17 protein-coding genes are annotated in these 20,552 nt (G+C 70.8%); 10 read left to right on the top strand and 7 right to left on the bottom strand.

What is annotated here, in order from left to right; genetic code table 11:
- Positions 1-67: 67 nt before the first annotated feature.
- Positions 68-955, bottom strand: a complete 888-nt coding sequence (locus tag BA895_RS11020) for a GNAT family N-acetyltransferase (protein ID WP_254666423.1) — start codon at positions 953-955, stop codon at positions 68-70.
- A gap of 44 nt (positions 956-999) precedes the next feature.
- Here BA895_RS11020 and BA895_RS11015 point away from each other — a divergent pair, with 44 nt between their 5' ends.
- Positions 1,000-1,980 carry a methionine synthase gene (locus BA895_RS11015; RefSeq protein WP_070191903.1) on the top strand — a complete coding sequence of 327 codons (981 nt, stop codon included), beginning with the start codon at positions 1,000-1,002 and terminating at the stop codon, positions 1,978-1,980.
- A 44-nt stretch (positions 1,981-2,024) separates the two neighbouring features.
- Here BA895_RS11015 and BA895_RS11010 read toward each other — a convergent pair whose 3' ends face one another.
- Together BA895_RS11010 and BA895_RS11005 are read right to left on the bottom strand one after the other, a co-directional pair.
- A complete protein-coding gene (locus tag BA895_RS11010) occupies positions 2,025-3,260 on the bottom strand; it encodes an Ig-like domain-containing protein (RefSeq protein WP_254666422.1) in 1,236 nt (411 codons plus the stop codon).
- Positions 3,261-3,470: 210 nt separating this feature from the next.
- The gene (locus BA895_RS11005) at positions 3,471-4,985 is read right to left on the bottom strand and encodes a long-chain fatty acid--CoA ligase (protein WP_070191901.1); all 1,515 of its coding nucleotides are present in this window, start codon (positions 4,983-4,985) and stop codon (positions 3,471-3,473) included.
- A 135-nt stretch (positions 4,986-5,120) separates the two neighbouring features.
- On the opposite strand from BA895_RS11005, the gene ligA reads away from it, so the two are divergent.
- Positions 5,121-7,376, top strand: coding sequence for an NAD-dependent DNA ligase LigA (gene ligA, locus BA895_RS10995; protein WP_371327707.1), 2,256 nt, complete (start codon positions 5,121-5,123; stop codon positions 7,374-7,376).
- Positions 7,369-8,070, top strand: coding sequence for a hypothetical protein (locus BA895_RS10990; protein WP_070191898.1), 702 nt, complete (start codon positions 7,369-7,371; stop codon positions 8,068-8,070). Before ligA ends, BA895_RS10990 begins: the two co-directional genes overlap by 8 nt.
- Before the next feature lie 28 nt (positions 8,071-8,098).
- Here the strand turns inward: BA895_RS10990 and BA895_RS10985 are convergent, their stop codons facing one another.
- Positions 8,099-10,951 (bottom strand): AAA family ATPase, encoded by a 2,853-nt coding sequence (locus BA895_RS10985; protein WP_070191897.1) that lies wholly within the window; start codon positions 10,949-10,951, stop codon positions 8,099-8,101.
- A 195-nt stretch (positions 10,952-11,146) separates the two neighbouring features.
- Here BA895_RS10985 and BA895_RS10980 point away from each other — a divergent pair, with 195 nt between their 5' ends.
- From BA895_RS10980 to gatB, 5 genes are all read left to right on the top strand, one after another.
- Complete coding sequence (locus BA895_RS10980) at positions 11,147-11,476, top strand: hypothetical protein (RefSeq protein ID WP_070191896.1); 330 nt, start codon at positions 11,147-11,149, stop codon at positions 11,474-11,476.
- Positions 11,473-12,030 carry a YceI family protein gene (locus BA895_RS10975; RefSeq protein WP_070191895.1) on the top strand — a complete coding sequence of 186 codons (558 nt, stop codon included), beginning with the start codon at positions 11,473-11,475 and terminating at the stop codon, positions 12,028-12,030. The genes BA895_RS10980 and BA895_RS10975 overlap by 4 nt, the downstream gene beginning before the upstream one ends.
- A gap of 106 nt (positions 12,031-12,136) precedes the next feature.
- Positions 12,137-12,433: an Asp-tRNA(Asn)/Glu-tRNA(Gln) amidotransferase subunit GatC gene (gene gatC, locus BA895_RS10970; RefSeq protein WP_070191894.1), complete on the top strand. Its 297-nt coding sequence runs from the start codon at positions 12,137-12,139 to the stop codon at positions 12,431-12,433.
- Between the two features lie 118 nt (positions 12,434-12,551).
- A complete protein-coding gene (gatA, locus tag BA895_RS10965; RefSeq protein ID WP_070192021.1) occupies positions 12,552-14,105 on the top strand; it encodes an Asp-tRNA(Asn)/Glu-tRNA(Gln) amidotransferase subunit GatA in 1,554 nt (517 codons plus the stop codon).
- Between the two features lies 1 nt (position 14,106).
- On the top strand, positions 14,107-15,669 hold the full coding sequence (gene gatB / locus BA895_RS10960) for an Asp-tRNA(Asn)/Glu-tRNA(Gln) amidotransferase subunit GatB (RefSeq protein ID WP_070191893.1): 1,563 nt from the start codon (positions 14,107-14,109) through the stop codon (positions 15,667-15,669).
- A 19-nt stretch (positions 15,670-15,688) separates the two neighbouring features.
- On the opposite strand, the gene BA895_RS10955 is transcribed toward gatB, so the two are convergent.
- The 3 genes from BA895_RS10955 to BA895_RS10945 all read right to left on the bottom strand — a co-directional run bounded on the left by BA895_RS10955 (position 15,689) and on the right by BA895_RS10945 (position 18,366).
- Entirely contained in the window at positions 15,689-16,375 is a 687-nt protein-coding gene (locus tag BA895_RS10955; protein ID WP_070191892.1) for a DUF937 domain-containing protein, read from the bottom strand.
- Positions 16,376-16,442: 67 nt separating this feature from the next.
- The gene (locus BA895_RS10950) at positions 16,443-17,639 is read right to left on the bottom strand and encodes a sorbosone dehydrogenase family protein (protein WP_070191891.1); all 1,197 of its coding nucleotides are present in this window, start codon (positions 17,637-17,639) and stop codon (positions 16,443-16,445) included.
- A 61-nt stretch (positions 17,640-17,700) separates the two neighbouring features.
- The gene (locus BA895_RS10945; RefSeq protein ID WP_070191890.1) at positions 17,701-18,366 is read right to left on the bottom strand and encodes an MOSC domain-containing protein; all 666 of its coding nucleotides are present in this window, start codon (positions 18,364-18,366) and stop codon (positions 17,701-17,703) included.
- Positions 18,367-18,440: 74 nt separating this feature from the next.
- Here BA895_RS10945 and BA895_RS10940 point away from each other — a divergent pair, with 74 nt between their 5' ends.
- Together BA895_RS10940 and BA895_RS10935 are read left to right on the top strand one after the other, a co-directional pair.
- A complete protein-coding gene (locus BA895_RS10940) occupies positions 18,441-19,388 on the top strand; it encodes a 2-hydroxyacid dehydrogenase (protein ID WP_070191889.1) in 948 nt (315 codons plus the stop codon).
- Between the two features lie 43 nt (positions 19,389-19,431).
- Complete coding sequence (locus tag BA895_RS10935) at positions 19,432-20,544, top strand: sialidase family protein (protein ID WP_070192020.1); 1,113 nt, start codon at positions 19,432-19,434, stop codon at positions 20,542-20,544.
- Positions 20,545-20,552 lie beyond the last annotated feature (8 nt).

Below are 20,552 nucleotides of genomic sequence, written 5' to 3'. Positions count from 1 at the left end.
TGTCGCTTGATCGCACGGGGCCTACTCGCGTCGGATCAAGCGGCGGATCAGTCGGCGATGGCCAGGCTCAGGTGAGCGACCGGGTCCAGGTCACGGTGCGGGCGGTCGGGCGAAAGCCCAACGACCGGAAGAGCCGCTGCGGCGCCGGGTAGGCCTCGTCACCGCGCGAGGTGACCTGGGCCCAGCCGGCACCGAGCTCGCGCAGGTGTGTCAACGCGGCCACGGTCACGGCCGCGGCGAGGCCCCTGCCGCGGTGGTCGGGCACGCAGCCGACCGGCTCCACGAGCCCCACCCCCGTGCCCGGGTCGAACCACACGAGGCACGATGCCACCATCGCGCCGTCACCGTCGACGGCGACCCAGTCGAGGTCGGCACGGTAGGGCCAGGCCGCCATCAGCGCGGCATAGGCGCCGGCCGATACCGGCGACGGCCCGAACTGTGACCAGGCCGCTCGGTGGCAGGCCGACCGCGCCGCGGCCTCTGAGAGCTCCACGTGACGAAAGGTGTAGCCCGACCGGCTCGGTGAGATGTTGAGCAGGGTGAGGTCGAGCAGGTGGTGGCAAAAGAAGGGCTGGTCGACCTCGGGCGCGAAACCGGCAGCCGCCAGAGCAGGTTCGGCGACGTCACCTTCCATCACCAGGGCCGATTGCGTCTCGGCGTCGCTCCACTCTTCGAACCACTCGATGACCTCGTCGGCGACCTCGGGGTAGCCGGGGTCGACCTGCAGCTCGAGCCAGTCGGGGGCCTCGGCCCAGCCGAACCCGACGACGCGCGAGTCGTCAGACCAGAGCGAGACGGCCTCGCCCTGGTGCGCTCGATCAGAGGGCACCTCGTGGTGATGGCGGTTCCAGGCGAGCTGTCCCGGATGGAACCGGCTCGACGGCTCCCAGAGTCGGGTGGCCATCGACTGCATCGCCCGCAGATCGTCGGGGCCGCTGAACGAATGTCGCCTCACCGGCCACAGGTTAGTGGGCTCGCGGCCGCGCATAGGCTGAGCGGGTGACTCTCGCCAGCGGTATCGGATCGTGGCCCGGCACGTCGGTGCGATCAGCGCTCCACGTGGTGCGGGATCTGCTCGGTGACCACCTGCCCTACCTGCCCGAGCTGCCCGACCGGGGACCCGGCGCCGACATGATCGGCCGAACGGCGGGGCTGCTCGTCGACCTGCACGTCGACCTCCAACCCGTCGGTTGGCGGTTCGTCGACCGGCCGGGCAAGGATGCCGGTCGCACCGCCGCCCTGCTCCGCGAGGATCTCGACGAGCTCGCCGAGGCCTTCGACGGCCACACGGGCCGGCTGAAGCTGCAGATTGTCGGGCCGTGGAGCCTCGCGGCCAGCGTCTGGCTGAACCGGGGCGAGCGGGTCATCGTCGACGAGGGCGCCTGCCGCGACCTCGTCGAGTCGCTCGCGGAGGGGGTTCGCACCCACGTCGCTGCGGTGCGCTCCCTGGTGCCCGGAGCCGAGATCGTGTTGCAGGTCGACGAGCCGTCGCTGCCCACGGTGCTCGCGGGCCGCCTGCCGACGGCATCGGGCTTCGGGCGGCTGCCGTCCCTCGACCCTCAGGTCGCAGCGGCCGGGCTGGCGACGGTGCTGGGGGCTCACGACGGTGAGACGGTGGTGCACTGCTGCGCCGCCGACCCGCCTCTGCCGCTGCTGAGGGCGGCCGGCCCGGGTGGCCTGTCGGTCGACACCTCGCTCTTGCGCCCTCGCGCGTGGGAGGGCATGGCCGTGGCGGTCGAGGACGGCATCCGCCTCTACGCGGGTGCGGTGCCCACCGACGGCTCGCTCACCCGGGCGCAGGACGTCGCCGGTCGGCTCGTCGACCAGTGGCGACGCATCGGGATGCCGCTGTCGCGCTTGGCCGACGTCGTGGTGACGCCGGCCTGCGGTCTGTCGGGGGCGAGCCCGCAACAGGCGGCTGCGATCCAGCGGTCGGCACGGGAGACCGCGTCCGAGCTCGACGAGCGCAGCCAGGACTGACGGCGCCCGCACGAGCTCAGCGACTCGTGCGGATCAGAGCCAGATCAGAGGGCAGAGCCCTTCTGCCACGCCGCCCAGCTGAGGTTCCAGTCGGCGATGCCGTTGCCCATGGTCATCGGACGGTCGGTACCGGTGGTGTCGACGATGTCGCCGATCTTGAAGTTCTCGTAGACCCAGGCGCCGTTGGTGTTGCTGATACCGGTGCAGCCGTGGCTCACGTTGCGCCGGCCCTGGTCGCCCACCGACCATGGAGCGGAGTGCAGGAACTCTCCCGAGTTGGTCAGTCGCAGGGCCCACTTGACGGGCGTGTCTGGGTAGTAGCCCTTCTCGCCCTTCTTGAGACCGATCGTCTCAGCCTTCATCGTGATGTTCGTGACCTTGTCGGTGATGACCTTGACGCCCGAGCGAGTCGTGAAGCCGGGCATGCCGCCGGTGACCGGGATGGTCTTGACGTTCTTGCCGTTGATGGCGACGTTCATCTCGTGCGTCTTGAGGTTGACCTTGGCGATGACCGAGCGACCGATCGTGAAGCTGCTCGTGCGGCTCATCTCGCCGTAGAGCCTTCCCGACTGCACGCCGTTCAGCTCAGCCGTGACGTTGACCTTGGTGCCGGGCTTCCAGTACGACTTCGGTCGCCAGTGGGCCTCGCGTGAGCTGAGCCAGTACCAGGATCCGGCCTGGGCAGGACTCGAGGTGACCGCCATGTGCTTCTCGAACGCGGCCTTGTCGGTGACGGGGAGGTCGAAGCGAACGATCACCGGCATGCCGATGCCCACGTCGGCGCCGTCGCCGGGTGAGACCGCGACGTAGATCTGGTCGTCGAGAGTCAGGTTCGCGGTGCGGAACGTGCGGGTGACCTTCTCGGTCTCACCGCTCGAGTTCTTCGCCGACAGGGCCAAGGCGTACTTCACGCCCGGCTCGAGCAGGTCGCCGGCGGTCCAGGTGCCGGCCTCGAGCTTGCCCTTCACCTCGACCGTGTTGCCCTTCTTGCTGACGTAGGACAGGGCGGCCTGGGTGAGGTCGCCCGCGTCGGCAGCCGCGGTGACCCGGGTGTTGACGGCGACACCGGTGGCGTCCTCGGAGACGTTCGACTTCCACACCACGGGGTCGACCGTGGGGGAGGGCGAGGGGGACTCGGACGGCGAGCCGGTCTGTGACGCACTCGCACTCGCGCTGGGCTTGCCGTTGTCGGCGGTGGCCTGCGAGGTGCAGGCCGAAGCGGCCAGCACAGACATGGAGGCCAGTGCTGCGACAACGGCTTTACGACTGCTGAACTTCACGTGCAATCCCCTCGAAACCCGGTAGCGCCGGGCCCCGGGTCGGGACGAAGCGCACACGGGTCACCGCGGTGGCCCGTGTTTCCAGTGTCACCGATGACCTGCCATAGTCCAAAACGACGCGCGAGAGCACATCCGACCGAAGTTCGGCCCGAAGTTCGGCCCGGTGGGCGGGTCGGCTCGGTCGACGGCGTCGTCGACGGCCCAGACGTCTTAGGCCTGGGGACGCACCTCACGCCGCAGGATCTTGCCGGTGGGTCCCTTGGGGAGCTCGTTCACCTGCCAGATGTGACGCGGGTACTTGTACGCGGCGATCCGGTCCTTGACGAACTGCTGGACCTCCTCGAGGGTGGCCGTCGACCCCGGTCGCAGGGCCACGGCCGCCGCGACCTCCTCACCCAACAGGTCGTCGGGCACGCCCACCACCGCAGCCTCCAGCACGTCGGGGTGGGTGTAGAGCACCTCCTCGACCTCGCGGGGATACACGTTGAGGCCGCCCCGCAGGATCATGTCCTTCTTGCGGTCGACGATCGTGTAGTAACCGTCGTCGTCGACCGTGGCGAGGTCGCCCGAGCGGAACCAGCCGTCGGGAATTGCCTCGGCCGTGGCCTCCGGCCGGTTCCAGTAGCCCTTCATGATGTTCTCGCCGCGAATCGCGATCTCGCCGATCTCTCCGGCGGGCGTGTCGTTGCCTTCGAGGTCGACGAGCTTCATCTCACAGCCAGGGATGGCCCGGCCGATGGTGCCCGGCTTCGTGGGCGCGTCCGGCATGTTGAAGGACGCGACCGGTGAGGTCTCCGACAGGCCGTAACCCTCCAGGATCTGACAACCGAACTTCGCCTCGAACTCGGTCATCACCTGGGCGGGCATGGCCGACCCACCGGAGGCGCACGTGCGCAGGGTACTCGTGTCGGCCTGCCCGGCGTTCGGGTGGTTGAGGATCGCTGCGTACATCGTCGGGACGCCCTGGAAGATCGTCACGCCGTCGCGGCCGAAGACCTCGATGGCCTTGGCGGGGTCGAAGCGAGGGATCAGGGTCAGGGTGGAACCCCGCATCACCGAGGTGCTGAGGCCACACGTGAGGCCGAAGACGTGGAACAGCGGCAGGCAGCCCATGATCACGTCGTTCTCGGTGATCTCCATGATGTCGGTGGCCGAGCGTTCGGCGTTGCGGCGCAGGTTGAAGTGGGTCAGCTCGGCGCCCTTCGGCTTGCCGGTCGTGCCGCTCGTGTAGAGGATCACCGCCGTGTCGTCGTCGTCGCGCTCGACGGGCTCGGTGACTGGCACGACGGGCTCGCCGCCGTCTGTCCCGTCGGGCAGCTGGCCATCGGCAGGGCCCATCGGCCCGCAGAGCACGATCCTCGTGCCGGTCTCTTCGGCGCCCTTGCGCGCCTCGTCGGCGAAGTCGGGCCACACGAAGCTGAAGGTGGCACCGGAGTCGCTGAAGAAGTAGGAGATCTCGCCCGACTTGAGCAATGGGTTCATCGGCACCACGATGCCCCCGGCGAGCAGCACGCCGTAGAAGACCGTCGGGTAGGCCGGCACGTTCGGCAGGATGAGCGAGACCCGGTCTCCGGTCTGCAGCCCGGCCGCCTTCAGCTGCCCGGCCACCTTGGCAGCCGCACGGTGCAGCGCCGACCACGACACCTCGGCCTGGTCGAGCTTGATCCCGACCTTGTCGGGGATCCGGGCGGCGGTGTCGACGAGGGTGGCGGCGAGGTTGGTCATCTCTGCTCCTTTGCAGCGGGGCGTGGCGCTTCATTGTTACCCGTCGGTCGGCCCCTGCACCGGTTTACGGTCAGGCTGACCGTACGACGCAGCGTGGCGGCGCTCGACGTCGGGGGTGGCTGGCAGGATGAACCGGTGAGCAAGCAGACCGCGAGCAGTCCCCAGACGTCGGATGTCGCAGCCTCCTCCAGCGTCGATCCTGTCGTCGAGCCACTCGTCGAACCACTCGTCGAGCCTCTCGCCGAGCCTCGTGTCGACGAGGTGCCCGCCACCGTTCACCACGAGTGGAACGAGCTGGCCGAGCGGGCCGGGGCCGCCCAGTTCGCCTACCACGTCAAGGACGCACCGACGATCAGCGACGGCGACTACGACGCCCTGATCCGGTCTCTCAACGAGATGGAGGGCGCCTACCCGTCGCTCCGCACGCCCCAGAGCCCCACTCAGAACGTCGGCGGCGCCTCCTTCGCGACCGGTTTCGAGACGGTCGACCACCTCGAGAGGATGCTGAGCCTCGACAACTGCTTCTCGTTCGAGGAGCTAGCGACCTGGGCGGCTCGGGTCGAGCGCGAGGTCGGCACCGACACGCACTTCCTGACCGAGCTGAAGATCGACGGCCTCGCCATCAACCTGCTGTACGAGCAGGGCCGGCTCGTGCGCGCGCTGACCCGGGGTGACGGCCGCACCGGTGAGGACGTCACCCACAACGTGCGCACCATCAGCGGCATCCCGTCTCGGCTCGCCGGCGGCGACGTGCCCGAGCTGATCGAGGTGCGCGGCGAGATCTTCTTTCCCACGGCGGCCTTCGCCGACCTCAACGCGGGTCTGGTCGAGGCGGGCAAGGCGCCGTTCGCGAACCCGCGCAACGCCGCGGCCGGGTCGCTGCGACAGAAGGACCCCCGCGTCACGGCATCCCGGCCCCTGCGCATGCTCGTGCACGGTATCGGTGCGCGGCGCGGGTTCGAGATGGCGAGGCAGAGCGAGGCGTATGCCGCCCTGCACGCCTGGGGTCTGCCCACCTCCGACGAGTTTCGGGTGTTGGGAGACATCGCGGCGGTCGAGGCGTTCGTCGAGCACCACGGTCGGCACCGCCACGACCGCGCGCACGACATCGACGGCATCGTGGTGAAGGTCGACGAGGTGGCCGCCCAACGTCAGCTCGGCAACACCTCGCGCGCACCGCGGTGGGCGATCGCGTTCAAGTACCCGCCAGAGGAGGTCAACACCAAGCTGCTCGACATCCGCGTCAACGTCGGTCGCACCGGGCGGGTCACCCCCTATGGCGTGATGGAGCCGGTGGTGGTGGCCGGCTCGACCGTCGAGCAGGCCACGCTGCACAACGCCACCGAGGTCGAGCGCAAGGGCGTACTGATCGGCGACACGGTCGTGCTTCGCAAGGCCGGCGACGTCATCCCCGAGATCGTCGGGCCGGTCGTCGACCTGCGCGACGGCAGTGAGCGTGCCTTCGTCATGCCGACCGAGTGCCCCTCGTGCGGCACGACGCTCGGCCCCGAGAAGGAGGGCGACAAGGACATCCGCTGCCCGAACACCCGCACCTGCCCGAGCCAGCTGCGCGAGCGGGTCTTCGCCCTGGCCTCCCGCAGCGGCCTCGACATCGAGGCGCTCGGCTGGGAGGGCTCCTCCGCCCTGCTGGAGTCGGGCGTGATCACCGACGAGGGCGACCTGTTCGCCGTGACCCGTGAGGCCCTTGCGCGGGTACCGCTCTACACCCGAACCGCCAAGAAGGCGGATGCCGCCGCCGACATCGTCGACGGTCGCGTGCTGTCGGCGGGGGGCGAGAAGCTCGTCGCCGAGCTCGAGAAGGCCAAGACCCAGCCGCTGTGGCGGGTGCTGGTCGCGCTGTCGATCCGGCACGTCGGCCCCACGGCCGCGAGGGCTCTCGCGGGCCACTTCGGGTCGATGACAGCGATCCGCGAGGCCAGCACCGAGCAGCTGGCCGAGGCCGGAGGGGTCGGCGGCATCATCGCCGAGGCGGTGACGGCCTGGTTCGACGTCGACTGGCACCAGGACATCGTGGCCAAGTGGACCGAGGCGGGTGTGCGGATGGCGGACGAGGTGGACACGTCGGTCACCCGAACGCTCGAAGGCCTGACGGTGGTCGTCACCGGTTCCCTCGAGGGGTACTCGCGCGATGAGGCGAAAGAGGCCATCCTCAGTCGCGGCGGCAAGGCATCGGGCTCGGTGTCGAAGAAGACCGACTACGTCGTCGTCGGCGCCAACGCCGGCACGAAGGCCGCCAAGGCCGAGGAGCTGGGTCTGACCATCCTCGACGAAGACGGCTTTCGCCGACTGCTCGAGACCGGGCCAGAAACAGAAGAGACGGGGCCCGACGACGAAGCCGACGAAACGCCTGACGGTGAACGGGGTGAGTGAGGCGGCGCCCGGCTCGGTGCCGGTCGTGGGGGAGTGGAAGGGCGCTCGCCGCTTCGCCAAGGGAGAGCCGAGCACCAGCAACGACGACGGCGCCCACGGGGTCGTGGTTCCCCTGCGACAAGCGGCCTGGTACGCCGTGCCGTTGCTCGCCGTCGTGGGGCTGGCCCTGGTCGGGGGCTTCGTGGCGGCGGCTGTCGCCGTCGTCACCGGCCACGCGCGCCCGTGGGCCTGGCTGGGGCTGCTTCCGCTGTCACTGTTCGGGGCCCTGGGGGCGTTCATGGTCGGTGCCATCCCGGCGACGGTGAGGTCGATGCAGCCCGGTCGCCGGTGGCTGCTCACGCCCGATGCCCTCATCACCACCAACCTCACCGTGCGTTGGGACGACATCGTGACCGTGAGGCGACGCAGTGTTCAGTACCCGAGCCGCATCCGCCCGCGTTCGTCGCACTATCTCGGAGTCACGCTGCGCAACGACGCCGACGTCACCGAGATCACCGAGAGCCGTTTCGCCGCAGCCCTGTCCGCCAAGCTGCCCAAGCGGGGCCTGACCCTCTGCGACGCGAACACGCTGGGCGTCGACCCCGAGCAGGTAGCCGCGGCCATCGCCCTGCTGGCGTCTCGCCCCGAACTGCGGCCGCTGCTGGCCGAGCCCGCCGGTCTCCAGCTCGTGTCAGACCCAGAAGCCGCACGCTGACACCGCTCGTCCGTGTTCGGCCCTCCGCTCAGCCCCGGCGACCGGGCGAGCCGTGCACCATCCATACGGCCAGCTCGGTGCGGCTCGTTCGCCCTGCCTTGGCCAGTGCCGCGCGCACGTGTGACTCCACCGTGCGCACCGAGAGAAACAGCTGCGCCGCGATCTGCTGGTTGGTGAGCCCCTGGGCGACGAGCCCGGCCACCTCGACCTCCCGGGCCGTGAGCCCCGAGCCGGTCGTCGGCCCTGGGAGCGCGGCGAGCAGATCGCTCGCGCGTCGGCTCGGACCGGGCAGGTCCAGCCGCCTCAGCTCGGCGGCGGCCGACTCGGCCAGGGCCCGGGATGCCCCCGTCGCCTTCGGGTCCGTCGCCAGGCACTGCGCCCAACCCAGGCGCGAGAGGGCCACGTAGGGCCGGGCTCCGATGAGCTCGTTCGCGACGACCGCGCGCTCGAAGTGCCGAGCCGCCGACTCGAGGTCGCCGGTGCACTGCGCCAGCAGGCCGAGCAGGTGCTCGTTCGACCCGGAGCTGAACGGCGAGCCGCCTCCGTCGGCGCCGTACCAGCGTGCCGTCGGCAGCAGCAGCCGGTGGCAGGCGGCCGCGACCTCTATGTCGCACAGCGAAACCGCGACCTGCCCGACCTGAGCCACGGTGGCGTACCAGCGGGGCCCGAGCGGCATCCGGTCGGGCACGTCGCGAAGAGGCGCAAAGGCGTCGACGGCCGCCTCGCGGTCGCCGCGCAGCGCGAGCAACACCGGCCGAGCCACCTGCACCAACGCAATCTTCGGGGCGTTCGCCAGTACTTGGTCGGCGCCGTCGGGCAGGTCACTGGGATCGCCGCGCACGTAGGCCAGCTGGACGCGGAAGGCGAAATACATCCCCAGCATCGACACGTCACCGACCCGCTCAGCCATGTCGCGGCCCTGCTCGGCGTGACCACGGGCGGCGTCGTAGTCTCCGAGCAGCGCGTCGCGCAGGGCCAGGAGGCGGAGCCGGTGCCACCGAGCCACGGTCGACGACCGCCCCCGCTCCACCCGCTCGATGTCACCGACCACTCGCTGGAGACGGTCGAGGTCTCCGACCTGCAACGCGATGTCGGCCCACCACAGCAGCCCCCAGAGGTGGCCCATCGGCGTGCGAGCGGGCCGAGCGAGCTCGACCGCTCTCTGGGCCAGGGCGGTGCGCTGCTCGATGGCCTGCGGGTAGGAGAGCACGAAGTGCCGGGCCGCCACCGTCTCCAGCTCGGCATCGACGTCGCCCGAACGCACGGCCAACGCGAGCGCCTCGGCCGAGAGCAGGTCAGCCGAGCCGTCGACGCCTTCTTCGGAGGCGGCGATCGCCCGCAGGCCGAGCAACCGGGCGCGTAGCGCCGTCGACGCCGGGGGCAGGCGTGTCAGGGCCCGCCCGCAGAGCTCGTCGACGATCCTCGACACGTCGATCGAGCCGACACCCTGCGGCACGAGCGCGGCCTGGGCCATCAGGTCGGGCCGCTCGCAGGCCTCGGCGAGGCCGACGGCTTCGGCGCACAAGCTCAGGGTGTCGTGCAGCTCGCCCGCTGCCCACTGGTGGCGGGCGACCTCGACGAGCAGCTCGGTGAGGTCAGCGCTCGGTCCGTTCAGCTCACGAGCCTGGCGCAGAGCCAGCCGTGCGAAGGCCGCCGCGAGCTCGGGCGCCAACGACCTCGCTGCGAGCGCAGCGGCGCGACGGGCCTGGTCGCGACAGTGCCGGGCCGCCTCCGGGCCGCTCGCGTGATCCCAATGAACTGCACTCGGCCCGACGAGCAGGTCGTCACCCGAACGCTCCATGGCCAGGGCGATGTCGGTGTGGAGCGAGATCCGTTCGGCGTCACCCAGGTCGGCCACGACGGCGTCGCGCACGAGGGCGTGGCTGAAGGCCAGGCCGGTCGGGCCGAAGCGCAGCAGGCCCGCCGACACGGCGCCGGCGAGGTGGTCGCTCACCTCCGAGGTCGGGAGGGTGGCGGCGTCGGCGATGAGGCTCGGGGTGAGCCGCTCCGCCAGCAGGGCCGCGACGGCGACGGTGCGGCGGGGCGGGGTCGACAGGCCGTGAAAGGGAGCGACCAGCACCGCCCTGAGGTCGACCCGGTCGGCCAGCACTCCTTCGAGCGCCTCGGTCTGGCGGCTGGTGACCGTAGGGGCGGGTGGTGACCCACTCGTGAGAGTCGCGATGTAGAGCGGGTTGCCGCTCGTGCGCCGCACCAGCTCGCCGGCGAACGGCGCCCAGGCCTCGGTGTCGGCATCGGCCCCCAACCACCGGGCGACCGCCTCGGCGTCCAGACCGGCGAGGCGCAGCTGGTGGGTGACCGGACTGCGTACGAGGTCGGGAACGGTCCGCCCGAAGGGTGAACCAGGAGCGTCCCTCGCGGTGACGACGACGAGCAGCCGGGTCGTCGCGAGGTCATGCACAAGATGTCGGAGCACCGCGACCGAGAGGGCATCTGCCCAGTGGAAGTCCTCCAGCAGCACGGCCAGCCCACCGGGCGGCGCACCGCGGGCCAGCGCCACGCACGCGGTGTCGCACAGGGCGAAGCGAGCGGCGGCGTCACCAGCGGCGGCGTCACCAGCGTCGGCGGCGCTCGCGCCAGAGGCCGAGGCGACGTCGGCGAGCGCCGCTGCGAGCGTGGGCACGTCGCGGCCCAGCCGCAGCCACGGCCACAGAGCGGGGGCGCCGGGCTCGTCGACGGCGTAGCCACGCGCGGCCGTGAGTCCGGCCGACTCGGCGCGGTCGAGGGCGACCTGCGCAACCCGGCTCTTGCCGATCCCCGCCTCGCCGGTGATCAGCAGCAGCTGACCACGCTCAGCGGTCACCTCGCCGAGGGCTCTCTCGACGACGGCGAGCTGCCTCTCCCGGCCATGGACGGCGACCACCAGCCCAGTATGGCGCGCGCGCAGTACGGGCGCGGGCGGAGTCAGTGCCCGAAGTCAGTGCCCGAAGTCAGTGCCCGAAGTCAGTGCCCGGTGCAGTGGACGTACTGAGGCGCCGAGGCTACGACCGGCGGACCGTTGACCCATCGCGTCACGAGCGTCGTGACGGTGCAGAACCGCCGACCAGGAGGTCTACCCATGTACGCGCAGCTCACCGTCTTCTCCGGGCCCCGTTCGCCCGAGCTCGTCGCCGCCGGCGAACGAGCAGGATCCGAACGGATCGAACCGCTGATGATGTCGCACCCTGCGATCAAGGACGACCTCGTTGCCCGCTACATCCTTCGGCAGCCCGACGGTGGTGAGGCGGTGCTCGTCGTGGTGGGGCACGAAGCCACCCTGGATCTCGCCACCGAGCTCGTGATGACCTCGGAGCTGCTGCCGGGCGAGGATCCGATACTGCTGCCGGGGCCCACCCAGGTGGAGCGGTACACCGTGTTCGACGTGATGGGGCCGGGGGTGTCGTCATGACGCCGAATCAGGTCGCCGGCAGCCAAACGCCGGCCATCGCCGCGGGGGAGTGGCGGCTCGTCGCCTCCGACTGCACGGCTCACTTCAGCGTTCGCGACAAGCTCGTCACCACCGTGCACGGCAGCCTTCCGGTCGTGGGCGGCTCGGTGCACGCGTCGGCAGACGGGGGCCTCGAGCGGGCCCACATCGAGCTTGACGCGGCGGGGGTCGCCACCGGTAACCGCCGACGGGACCAGAGCCTGCTCGGCCGGCCGTTCCTCGACGCGGTCGATCACCCCCTCGTGGTGGTCGAGGGAGGCCCCGCCCTGCGCTCGACCGCCGGCTGGTCGATCGAGGCGACCCTGTCGGCCCGCGGCAGGAGCGCGCCGGTGACCCTGCTCGCGCTGCCCACCGAGGTCAGCGCCACCAGGGTGCGCGCCACGGTCGCGGGCACCCTCGACCGGTCGGGGCTGGGGATGCGCGTGCCGTCGTTCATCGTCGGGCGGTACCTCGAGATCGAGGTCGACGTGGTGTTCGAGCGGGAAGGTGTGCGAGAGGGCGAAGAGCGCGCCTGAGCGGGGCTGCCCCCCGCGAACGACTCGTTCGAGGTCGAACGACGGGGTGTACCGACGTGTTCGACCTCGAACGAGTCGTTCGCAGGGGAGCCATAGACTGGCCGTCATGTCCTCCCTCACTCGCGCCGATGTGTCCCACCTCGCGGGCCTCGCGCGCATCGAGCTGTCCGACGCCGAGCTCGACCAGATGGTCGGCGAGCTGGGCGTGATCATCGAGTCGGTGGCCAAGGTGCAGCAGGCGCCTATCGGCGAGGTGGCGCCGATGTCGCACCCGCTGCCCCTGACCAACGTCACCCGGCCCGACGTGGTGCGTCCGAGCCTCACCCCGGCGCAGGCCCTCTCGGGCGCCCCCGCGAGTGACCAGCAACGCTTCTCGGTGCCGCGCATCCTCGACGAGGAGTAGCCCGATGCGGCGCCGCGCCCACTGCCAGCACCTGGGCGGATGCCGCTCAGCGGGCCCAGCGGCATCCACCCGTGCTTGACGAGCTTCGCCAGTGCACAACCGAACCGAAGGTACTCAGGTGACAGACCTCCCCACTGACCTCACCCGCGCGACTGCTGCCGTGCTCGCCGAGGCGCTCGCCAGCAAGACGATCAGCTCGGTCGAGCTGACCCAGGCCCACCTCGACCGCATCGAGGCGGTCGACGGCGCAGTGCACGCCTATCTGCACGTCGACCACGAAGGGGCCCTTGCGGCGGCCCGCGGCATCGACGACCGCCGGTCGAGCAGGGAGGCGCTCGGGGTGCTGGCCGGGGTGCCCATCGCCGTCAAGGACGTCATGGCCACCCGCGGACTGCCCACCACCTGCGGCAGCAAGATGCTCGAGGGCTGGATCCCGCCGTACGACGCCACGGTGGTCACCAAGCTGCGCGAGGCCGGCCTGCCGATCCTCGGCAAGACCAACATGGACGAGTTCGCGATGGGCAGCTCGACCGAGCACTCGGCCTACGGCCCGTCGCACAACCCGTGGGACCTCGAGCGGATCCCCGGCGGGTCCGGCGGCGGGTCGAGCTCGGTGCTCGCCTCCTTCCAGTCTCCGCTCGCCACCGGGACCGACACCGGCGGCTCGATCCGCCAGCCGGCCGCCGTCACCGCGACCGTCGGCACCAAGCCGACCTATGGAGGGGTGTCGCGCTACGGCCTGGTGGCTCTCGCGAGCTCACTCGACCAGGCCGGGCCCTGTGGGCGAACCGTGCTCGACACGGCCCTGCTCCACGCCGTGATGGGCGGGCACGACCCGATGGACTCGACCTCGATCGACGCCCCCGTGCCGGCGGTCGTGGAGGCCGCCCGGCGGGCCGACGTCAAGGGTCTGCGCATCGGTGTCGTCAAGGAGCTGGGCGGCGAGGGCTACCAGGCCGGCGTGCGTTCCCGGTTCGAGGAGTCGGTGCAGCTGCTCGTCGACCTCGGCGCCGAGGTCGTCGAGGTGAGCTGCCCGAACTTCGAGTACGCCCTCGCGGCGTACTACCTGATCCTGCCGAGCGAGGCGAGCAGCAACCTGGCCAAGTTCGATGCCATGCGCTACGGCATGAGGGTGCTGCCCGAGGGCGTCGACGCCCCGTCGGCCGAGCAGGTCATGAGTGCCACCCGCGACGCCGGGTTCGGTCCCGAGGTCAAGCGCCGCATCATCCTGGGCACCTACGCCCTCAGCTCGGGCTACTACGACGCCTACTACGGCTCGGCCCAGAAGGTTCGCACGCTCATCGCCCAGGACTTCGACGCCGCCTTCGGCCAGGTCGACGTGCTCGTCAGCCCCACGGCACCGACCACGGCGTTCAAGCTCGGCGACAAGCTCGACGACCCGATGGCCATGTACCTCAACGACATCGCGACGATCCCGGCCAACCTCGCCGGTGTGCCGGGCATGTCACTGCCCTCCGGTCTCGCGGAGGAGGACGGGCTGCCCGTCGGCTTCCAGATCCTCGCTCCGGCCATGCAGGACGACCGCCTGTACGCCGTGGGCGCGGCCCTCGAGGGCGCGCTCACCGACCGGTGGGGCGGCCCGATCCTCGACGGCATCCCCGACCTGCCCTCTGCCGGTGCGGCCGGTTCCTCCAACGCCAAGGGAGCGTGACATGACCACCACCCACCAGGCGGATGCCGTTGTGGACTATGACGAGGCCCTCTCGCGGTTCGACCCGGTCATGGGCCTCGAGGTGCACGTCGAGCTGCACACCAACACGAAGATGTTCTGCGGGTGCCCCACCGAGTTCGGCGCCGAGCCCAACTCGCAGGTGTGCCCGGTCTGCCTCGGCCTGCCGGGCGCCCTGCCCGTGGTCAACGAGAAGGCCGTCGAGTCGGCCATCCGCATCGGGCTGGCCCTCAACTGCGAGATCGCGTCGTGGTGCCGGTTCGCGCGGAAGAACTACTTCTACCCCGACATGCCGAAGAACTTCCAGACCTCGCAGTACGACGAGCCGATCGCCTTCGAGGGCTACCTCGATGTCGACGTTGACGATGGGTCCGGCGGCACAGAGGTCTTCCGCGTCGAGATCGAGCGGGCCCACATGGAGGAGGACACCGGCAAGTCCCTGCACATCGGCGGCGCCACCGGTCGGATACACGGGGCTGACCACTCGCTCGTCGACTACAACCGGGCCGGCATCCCGCTGATCGAGATCGTGACCAAGCCGCTGGTCGGCGCTGGGGCGCGGGCGCCGGAGGTGGCGAAGGCCTACGTGGCGGCCCTGCGCGAGCTGCTGCGCGCCCTCGACGTCAGCGACGTCAAGATGGAGCAGGGCTCGATGCGCTGCGACGCGAACGTCTCGTTGCGCGCCAAGACAGGGGAGCCGACCAGCGCCGAACAGCTGGCGGTGCCGCTCGGCACCCGCACCGAGACGAAGAACGTCAACTCGCTGCGATCGGTCGAGCGGGCCATCCGCTACGAGATCTCGCGGCACGCCGCCGTGCTCGACTCCGGCCGCTCGATCCTGCAGGAGACCAGGCACTGGCACGAGGACACCGGGGTCACCACGTCGGGCCGCGTGAAGTCGGACGCCGACGACTACCGCTACTTCCCCGAGCCCGACCTCGTGCCGGTCGCCCCGTCGCGAGAGCTGGTCGAGGCTCTGGCTGCCACCCTGCCCGAGCCGCCGGCCGAGCGCCGCAAGCGCCTCCAGAACGACTGGGGCTACAGCGATCTCGAGATGCGCGACGTCTACAACGCCGGTGCTGCCGAGCTGATCGAGCAGACGGTGGCAGCGGGCGCGAGCCCGGCTGCGGCGCGCAAGTGGTGGCTCGGCGAGCCCTCTCGGCGCGCCAACGAAGAGGCCACCGACCTCGTGTCGTACGCGGCCGGTATCGGCTTCACTCCGGCGACCGTGGCTGAGCTCGACTCACTCGTCAGATCCGGCCGGCTCAACGACTCGATGGCGCGCGAGGTGCTGAGCGGCGTGCTGGCCGGCGAAGGCGGGCCTACCGCCGTCGCCGACGCCAAGGGGCTCGAGCTGAAGCAGGACGACGGCGCTCTCGAGGCCGCGGTCGACGTCGTGATCGCCGCCAACCCCGACGTGGCGGCCAAGATCAGCGACGGCAAGGTCGCGGCCGCCGGGGCGCTCATCGGTCAGGTCATGAAGGCCATGAAGGGTCAGGCCGACGCCGGCAAGGCCCGCGAGCTGATCCTCGCCAAGCTGCAGTAGCCGGCTGACCGCGGCGGGCTCAGCGCTTGCCGCCGCCGAGCAGGCCGCCCAGCAGCCCGCCGAGGATGTCGCTGCCGCCGCCTGACGAGGCCCCGCCGCCGAGCACGGAGCCGAGGATGTCCTGAAGCGAACTGGTCGCACCGGTCGCACCGGCGGCTGGAGCGCTGTCTGTCGGGCTCTGGGTCGGGGCGCTCGTGCTGCCCGCGCCACCGGGGAAGAGCGCGCCGGAGTCGGCGTCGGTGGTGGCGGCAGCGTCAGTGGTGGTCGGCGCTGCGGTGCCGCCTCCGAGCATCCCCCCGAGCACGCCGCCGAGGCCCCCTGACCCGCTCATCTTGTTGGCCAGCCACGACATGACGATGGGCGCGAGGATCGGCATGAGCTTGGAGACGATCAAGCCCGATGAACCGCCGAGACCACCGAGCTGGCTCACGACCTGGTCCTGGTTCCCACCGAAGATGTTTCCGACGATCTTCTGGCCGTCGTGCTCGTCGATGTCGTCGAGGCCTCGCACCGCGCCGCCGTGGTTCGACAGAGCCGAGACGATGGAGTCGGCCGCCTTCGGGTCCTGGGCGTTCGCCTGCAGGCCCCCGAGCAGCGCCGGTAGGGCGTGCTGGGTGGCGGCGGTGATCTCGCTCTCGTCGACCCCCCACTGGCTCGCGAGCTGGCTGATCGGCACCTGGCGGAGGATCTCGTCGAGCTCGGACATGGTTGCCTCCTCGTCGGGGCGGCCGCGCCGTGCGACCTCGTCACACCTTAGCTGTGGCCAGCTGCGCTCAGCTGACGCCCAGCGAAGCGGCGGGCAGCGACAGGAGCCGGTCGTCGGTGCCGTTGTTCGTGAGGATCCACACCCGGTCGGCGCTGACGAAATGCAGGTCACGGAGACGGCCGTAGGTGCCCTCGAGGTGGCGACTGGGGGTTCCGGCCGTTCCGTCGTCGTTGATCGGCACCCGCCAGACCGACTGCCCCCGGAGCGCGGCGATGTAGACCGCACCGTCAGGCCCGATCGTGATACCGCTCGGAGACATCTCTGACGGTGACCACTGCGCGACGGGGTCGACGAAGTTCTTGTCTGTGGCCCGGCCCTCGACCTCGGGCCAGCCGTAGTTGCGGCCGGGCTCTATGAGGTTGAGCTCGTCGTGCGTGTCAGCGCCGAACTCGCTGGCCCAGAGCCGCTTCTGGCTGTCCCACGCCAGCCCCTGCACGTTGCGGTGCCCGTACGACCAGATGGGCGATCCGCCGAACGGGTTGCCGGGTGCCGGCTCACCGGCGGGGGTGAGGCGCAGGATCTTGCCGCCGAGCGAGCCGAGGTTCTGCGCCAGAGAGGTGTCGCCCGCCTCGCCGGTGCCGACGTAGAGGTAGCCGTCGGGCCCGAACGCGATGCGGCCCCCGTTGTGGTTGGTGCCACGGGGGATGCCGCTGAAGATGACCTTCGGCGCTCCGAGCCGTCCGTCGGCCCAGGGCAGGGCAGCGATGCGGTTGTCGTTCTCGGTGGAGTAGTACGCATAGACCACCGGGTCGGTCTCGAAGTCGGCCCGCACGGCGAGCCCGAGCAGGCCGCCTTCGCCGGAGGTGCGGCCGATGGGCAGCCGGCCGACCACCACCGGTGGGCTGGAGGCCCCTGGGGCCGCGACGTGGTGAACCTCGCCCGTGTTGCGCGCGCTGATGAGGCCGGAACCGTCGGGGAGCATGGCGATCGACCACGGGCGGTCGAGTCCGCCGAGGAGGGTGGTGACGGCGGGTGCCGACGTCGTGGCCGTGGTGCTCGCGGGTCCTGACGAGGTGCCTGAGCCTGAACCGGCAGTGCTCGTCGCTGTCGGCTTTCCGGAGGTTGACGTGCTGACCGTCGGGGGCACGGCCTCGCCCTGTGGCGGCCCTGCCGGCGGCGAGGAGGTGCAGCCGGCGACCAGCACGACGGGAAGAACGATGACCGCGGCGATGGCACGGCGCGGAGGGCGACGGGCGTTCGACATGCCCCATTGTCGCCCATGACGGTGCGACGACCGGCACCGCGTTCAGGTGGCGGGGTGAGGGTCAGTGGGTGCGTCGGGCGAAGGTGCCTGCCAGATAGTCGTGTTCGGTCGGGCTGAGCACGCCCGACGACAGCACACGACGGGCCGCCTCCAGGTCGCCCATGATGGCCCGGAAGACACTGAGCAGGTCGATGTCGTGGTCAGGGCGCTCGATGTCGATAGCGTCGTCTGTCGAGATCGTCCCGGGGCTGACGACCGAGAGGTAGGCGCCGGTGCGTCCCGGGGCGGCGAACCGCTTGACCCAGCCTCGCTCGTTCATGTGTCGAGCGAAGGTGGCACACGGGATGCGCGGCACCTCGACCCGCAGCACGACCGGGCCGATGCGCCACCTCTCGCCTACGAGCGCGTGGGTGGCGTCGACTCCGACGGTGGTGACGTTCTCTCCGAAACCGCCTGGGGCGATGGGCCGTCGCAGCTGCTCGGCCCACCACTGCTGGTCCTCCCGCGGGTAGGCGTAGACGGCCTGGGTCACCCCGCCGTGGTGGCGCTGGTCGCCGATGGTGTCGCCCACCACGCCGCTGCCCAGCCCGCCCCTCTTGGGCCCGGGGTCGCGGATCTCGATGCGGGCCACCGGGCGCTTGTCGATACCGGAGGTCGGGGCGGCGGGGAGACCCGTGGGCTGACCGCGACCGACGTTGAGCGAGAGCACTCGCGGGTGCGTGTTCACGAGGGGGAGATTACTCCGAGCTCGGCGGCCCACCTCTGGCGTCCGGCCGACGGCCGGCCGCTAGCGTGCTCCACATGACCACCGCGCACGCCGGCCAGCCGCTCGTCGTCTCCGTTCCCGACCCCACCTACCTGGCGCCGCTCTCAGACATCGAGGGCGTCGAGGTGGTCGTCTGGAACCTGGCCTCCCCTCACGCGCGGGCCGCCGAGGTGCGTCTGGCGGTGACGCCCTACCTGGGCAGCGTCTCTCTACGCGATCTGACGCCACAGGTGCCCGCCCTTGAGGTGCTGCAGCTGCAGAGCGCCGGCTACGACCACTACGTGGCCGACGTGCCGCCGGGCGTCGCCCTGTGCAACGCCGCCGGCGTGCACGACGCGAGCACGGCCGAGCTCGTGCTCACCCTGTCGCTCGCCTCGCTGCGCGGCATCCCGGAGCTGGTCGAGGCGCAGTCTCGCTCGGAATGGCTACCCACCTCGATTCGGCCGGCCCTGGCCGACAAGCGGGTGGTCGTCATCGGCTACGGACACATCGGCCGCGCCATCGTCAGACGGTTCCTGCCGTTCGAGGTCGAGATCACCGTCGTGGCGTCGCGGGCTCGAGCGGGAGACGACCTCGTCGACCGGGTGCACGGCATCGACGAGCTGCCCGAGCTGGCCGCCGCCGCCGACGTGCTGGTCGTCATCGTGCCGCTGAACGAGGCGACCCGGGGGCTCGTGGATGCCGGGCTGCTGGCTCGCCTGCCCGACCGGGCCCTGGTGGTGAACGTCGCGCGCGGGCCGGTGGTGGTCACGGCCGACCTGCTGGCCGAGTGCGCCTCGGGACGACTGCGCGCCGCTCTCGATGTGACCGACCCCGAGCCGCTTCCCGCCGACCACCCGGCCTGGACCACTCCGGGGGTGCTCGTCACGCCGCACGTGGGGGGAGCGACGACGGCCATGCGGCCACGGGCGCTGGCCCTGATCCGACGCCAGGCCGAGGCGCTGCGAGACGGTGAGCCGCTGGTCAACATCGTGAACCGGTAGCTCGACCCTTGTCAGTGTCAGAGCGATAGTGGACACTGTGAACATGAGCGGATCGACGGAGTCCATCGTGGCCATCGGCACTCGCAAGGGCCTGTGGATCGCCCGCAGCGACGACCGCCGCACGTGGTCGGTCGAGGGCCCGCACTTTCTCATGAGCGAGGTCGCCTCCGTGGCGATCGACACCCGGGCGGGGCGCTCGACGGTTCTCGCGGGCGTCAAGTCGTGGCACTGGGGCCCGACGGTGCAGACGAGCGACGACGGCGGACGCACGTTCACCGAGAGCGCCGACCGTGCCGTGGCGTTTCCGAGCGACACCGAGACCGCGCTCGAACGCATCTGGCAGCTGACGCCGGATCCCAACGACGATGACGTCGTGTGGGCCGGCGTCGAGCCGCACGCCTTGTTCCGCAGCGCCGACGGCGGTCGTCACTACGACCTGGTGAGGGGTCTGTGGAACCATCCCCACCGGCCTCGCTGGGAGCCGGGGTTCGGTGGCGGGGCGGTGCACACCATCGTGGCGGAGCCCGGGCACCCGGAGGCGCTGCTCGTGGCCATGAGTGCCGGCGGGGTCTACCGCTCGAGCGATTCAGGGGCGTCTTGGTCGGCGAGCAACCCTGGTATCCGGGCGTACTTCCTGCCCGACGACGAGTATCCCGAGTTCGGCCAGTGCGTGCACAAGGTCGCTCGCGGCGTCGACGGCGAGCTCTTCGCCCAGAACCACAAGGGGGTCTACCGCTCTGGTGACCGCGGCCAGAGCTGGCAGTCGATCGCCGACGGGCTGCCCACCGACTTCGGCTTCACGATCCTGGCCCACCCCCGTCGGCCGGGCGTCGTCTGGAACGTTCCGGTTGCCGATGACGGCGAGCGCATCCCACCCGATGCGCACCTGCAGGTTCAGCGCTCCGACGACTCGGGCCGCAGCTGGCGGATGCAAGCCGATGGCCTGCCCACCGACAGCTTCACCTGCGTGCTGCGCGACGCCGCCTGCACCGATGCCGGCGACGACGACGAGCCGGTGGGGGTCTACCTCGGTACCCGCAACGGCGACGTCTTCGCCTCGGTCGACGAGGGCGAGTCGTTCGAGCGCATCGTCACCCAGCTGCCTGACGTGCTCGTGGTGCGGGCGGCGCGGGTCCCTTGTCGCGAGACAGCCTGAGACACCGA

The sequence above is a fragment of the Humibacillus sp. DSM 29435 genome (genome assembly GCF_001758225.1).
Classification (GTDB): domain Bacteria; phylum Actinomycetota; class Actinomycetes; order Actinomycetales; family Dermatophilaceae; genus DSM-29435.
This window is presented reverse-complemented; position numbering and strand designations above follow the sequence as displayed.

Excerpts from the sequence above, each read along its gene's own strand:
- BA895_RS10975 (WP_070191895.1), top strand. The coding sequence starts at position 11,473 with ATGACGCCGAATCAGGTCGCCGGCAGCCAAACGCCGGCCATCGCCGCG.
- BA895_RS10935 (WP_070192020.1), top strand. The coding sequence starts at position 19,432 with ATGAGCGGATCGACGGAGTCCATCGTGGCCATCGGCACTCGCAAGGGC.
- BA895_RS10940 (WP_070191889.1), top strand. The coding sequence starts at position 18,441 with ATGACCACCGCGCACGCCGGCCAGCCGCTCGTCGTCTCCGTTCCCGAC.
- BA895_RS10950 (WP_070191891.1), bottom strand. The coding sequence starts at position 17,639 with ATGTCGAACGCCCGTCGCCCTCCGCGCCGTGCCATCGCCGCGGTCATC.
- gatC (WP_070191894.1), top strand. The coding sequence starts at position 12,137 with ATGTCCTCCCTCACTCGCGCCGATGTGTCCCACCTCGCGGGCCTCGCG.
- gatB (WP_070191893.1), top strand. The coding sequence starts at position 14,107 with ATGACCACCACCCACCAGGCGGATGCCGTTGTGGACTATGACGAGGCC.
- BA895_RS10955 (WP_070191892.1), bottom strand. The coding sequence starts at position 16,375 with ATGTCCGAGCTCGACGAGATCCTCCGCCAGGTGCCGATCAGCCAGCTC.
- BA895_RS10980 (WP_070191896.1), top strand. The coding sequence starts at position 11,147 with ATGTACGCGCAGCTCACCGTCTTCTCCGGGCCCCGTTCGCCCGAGCTC.
- BA895_RS11005 (WP_070191901.1), bottom strand. The coding sequence starts at position 4,985 with ATGACCAACCTCGCCGCCACCCTCGTCGACACCGCCGCCCGGATCCCC.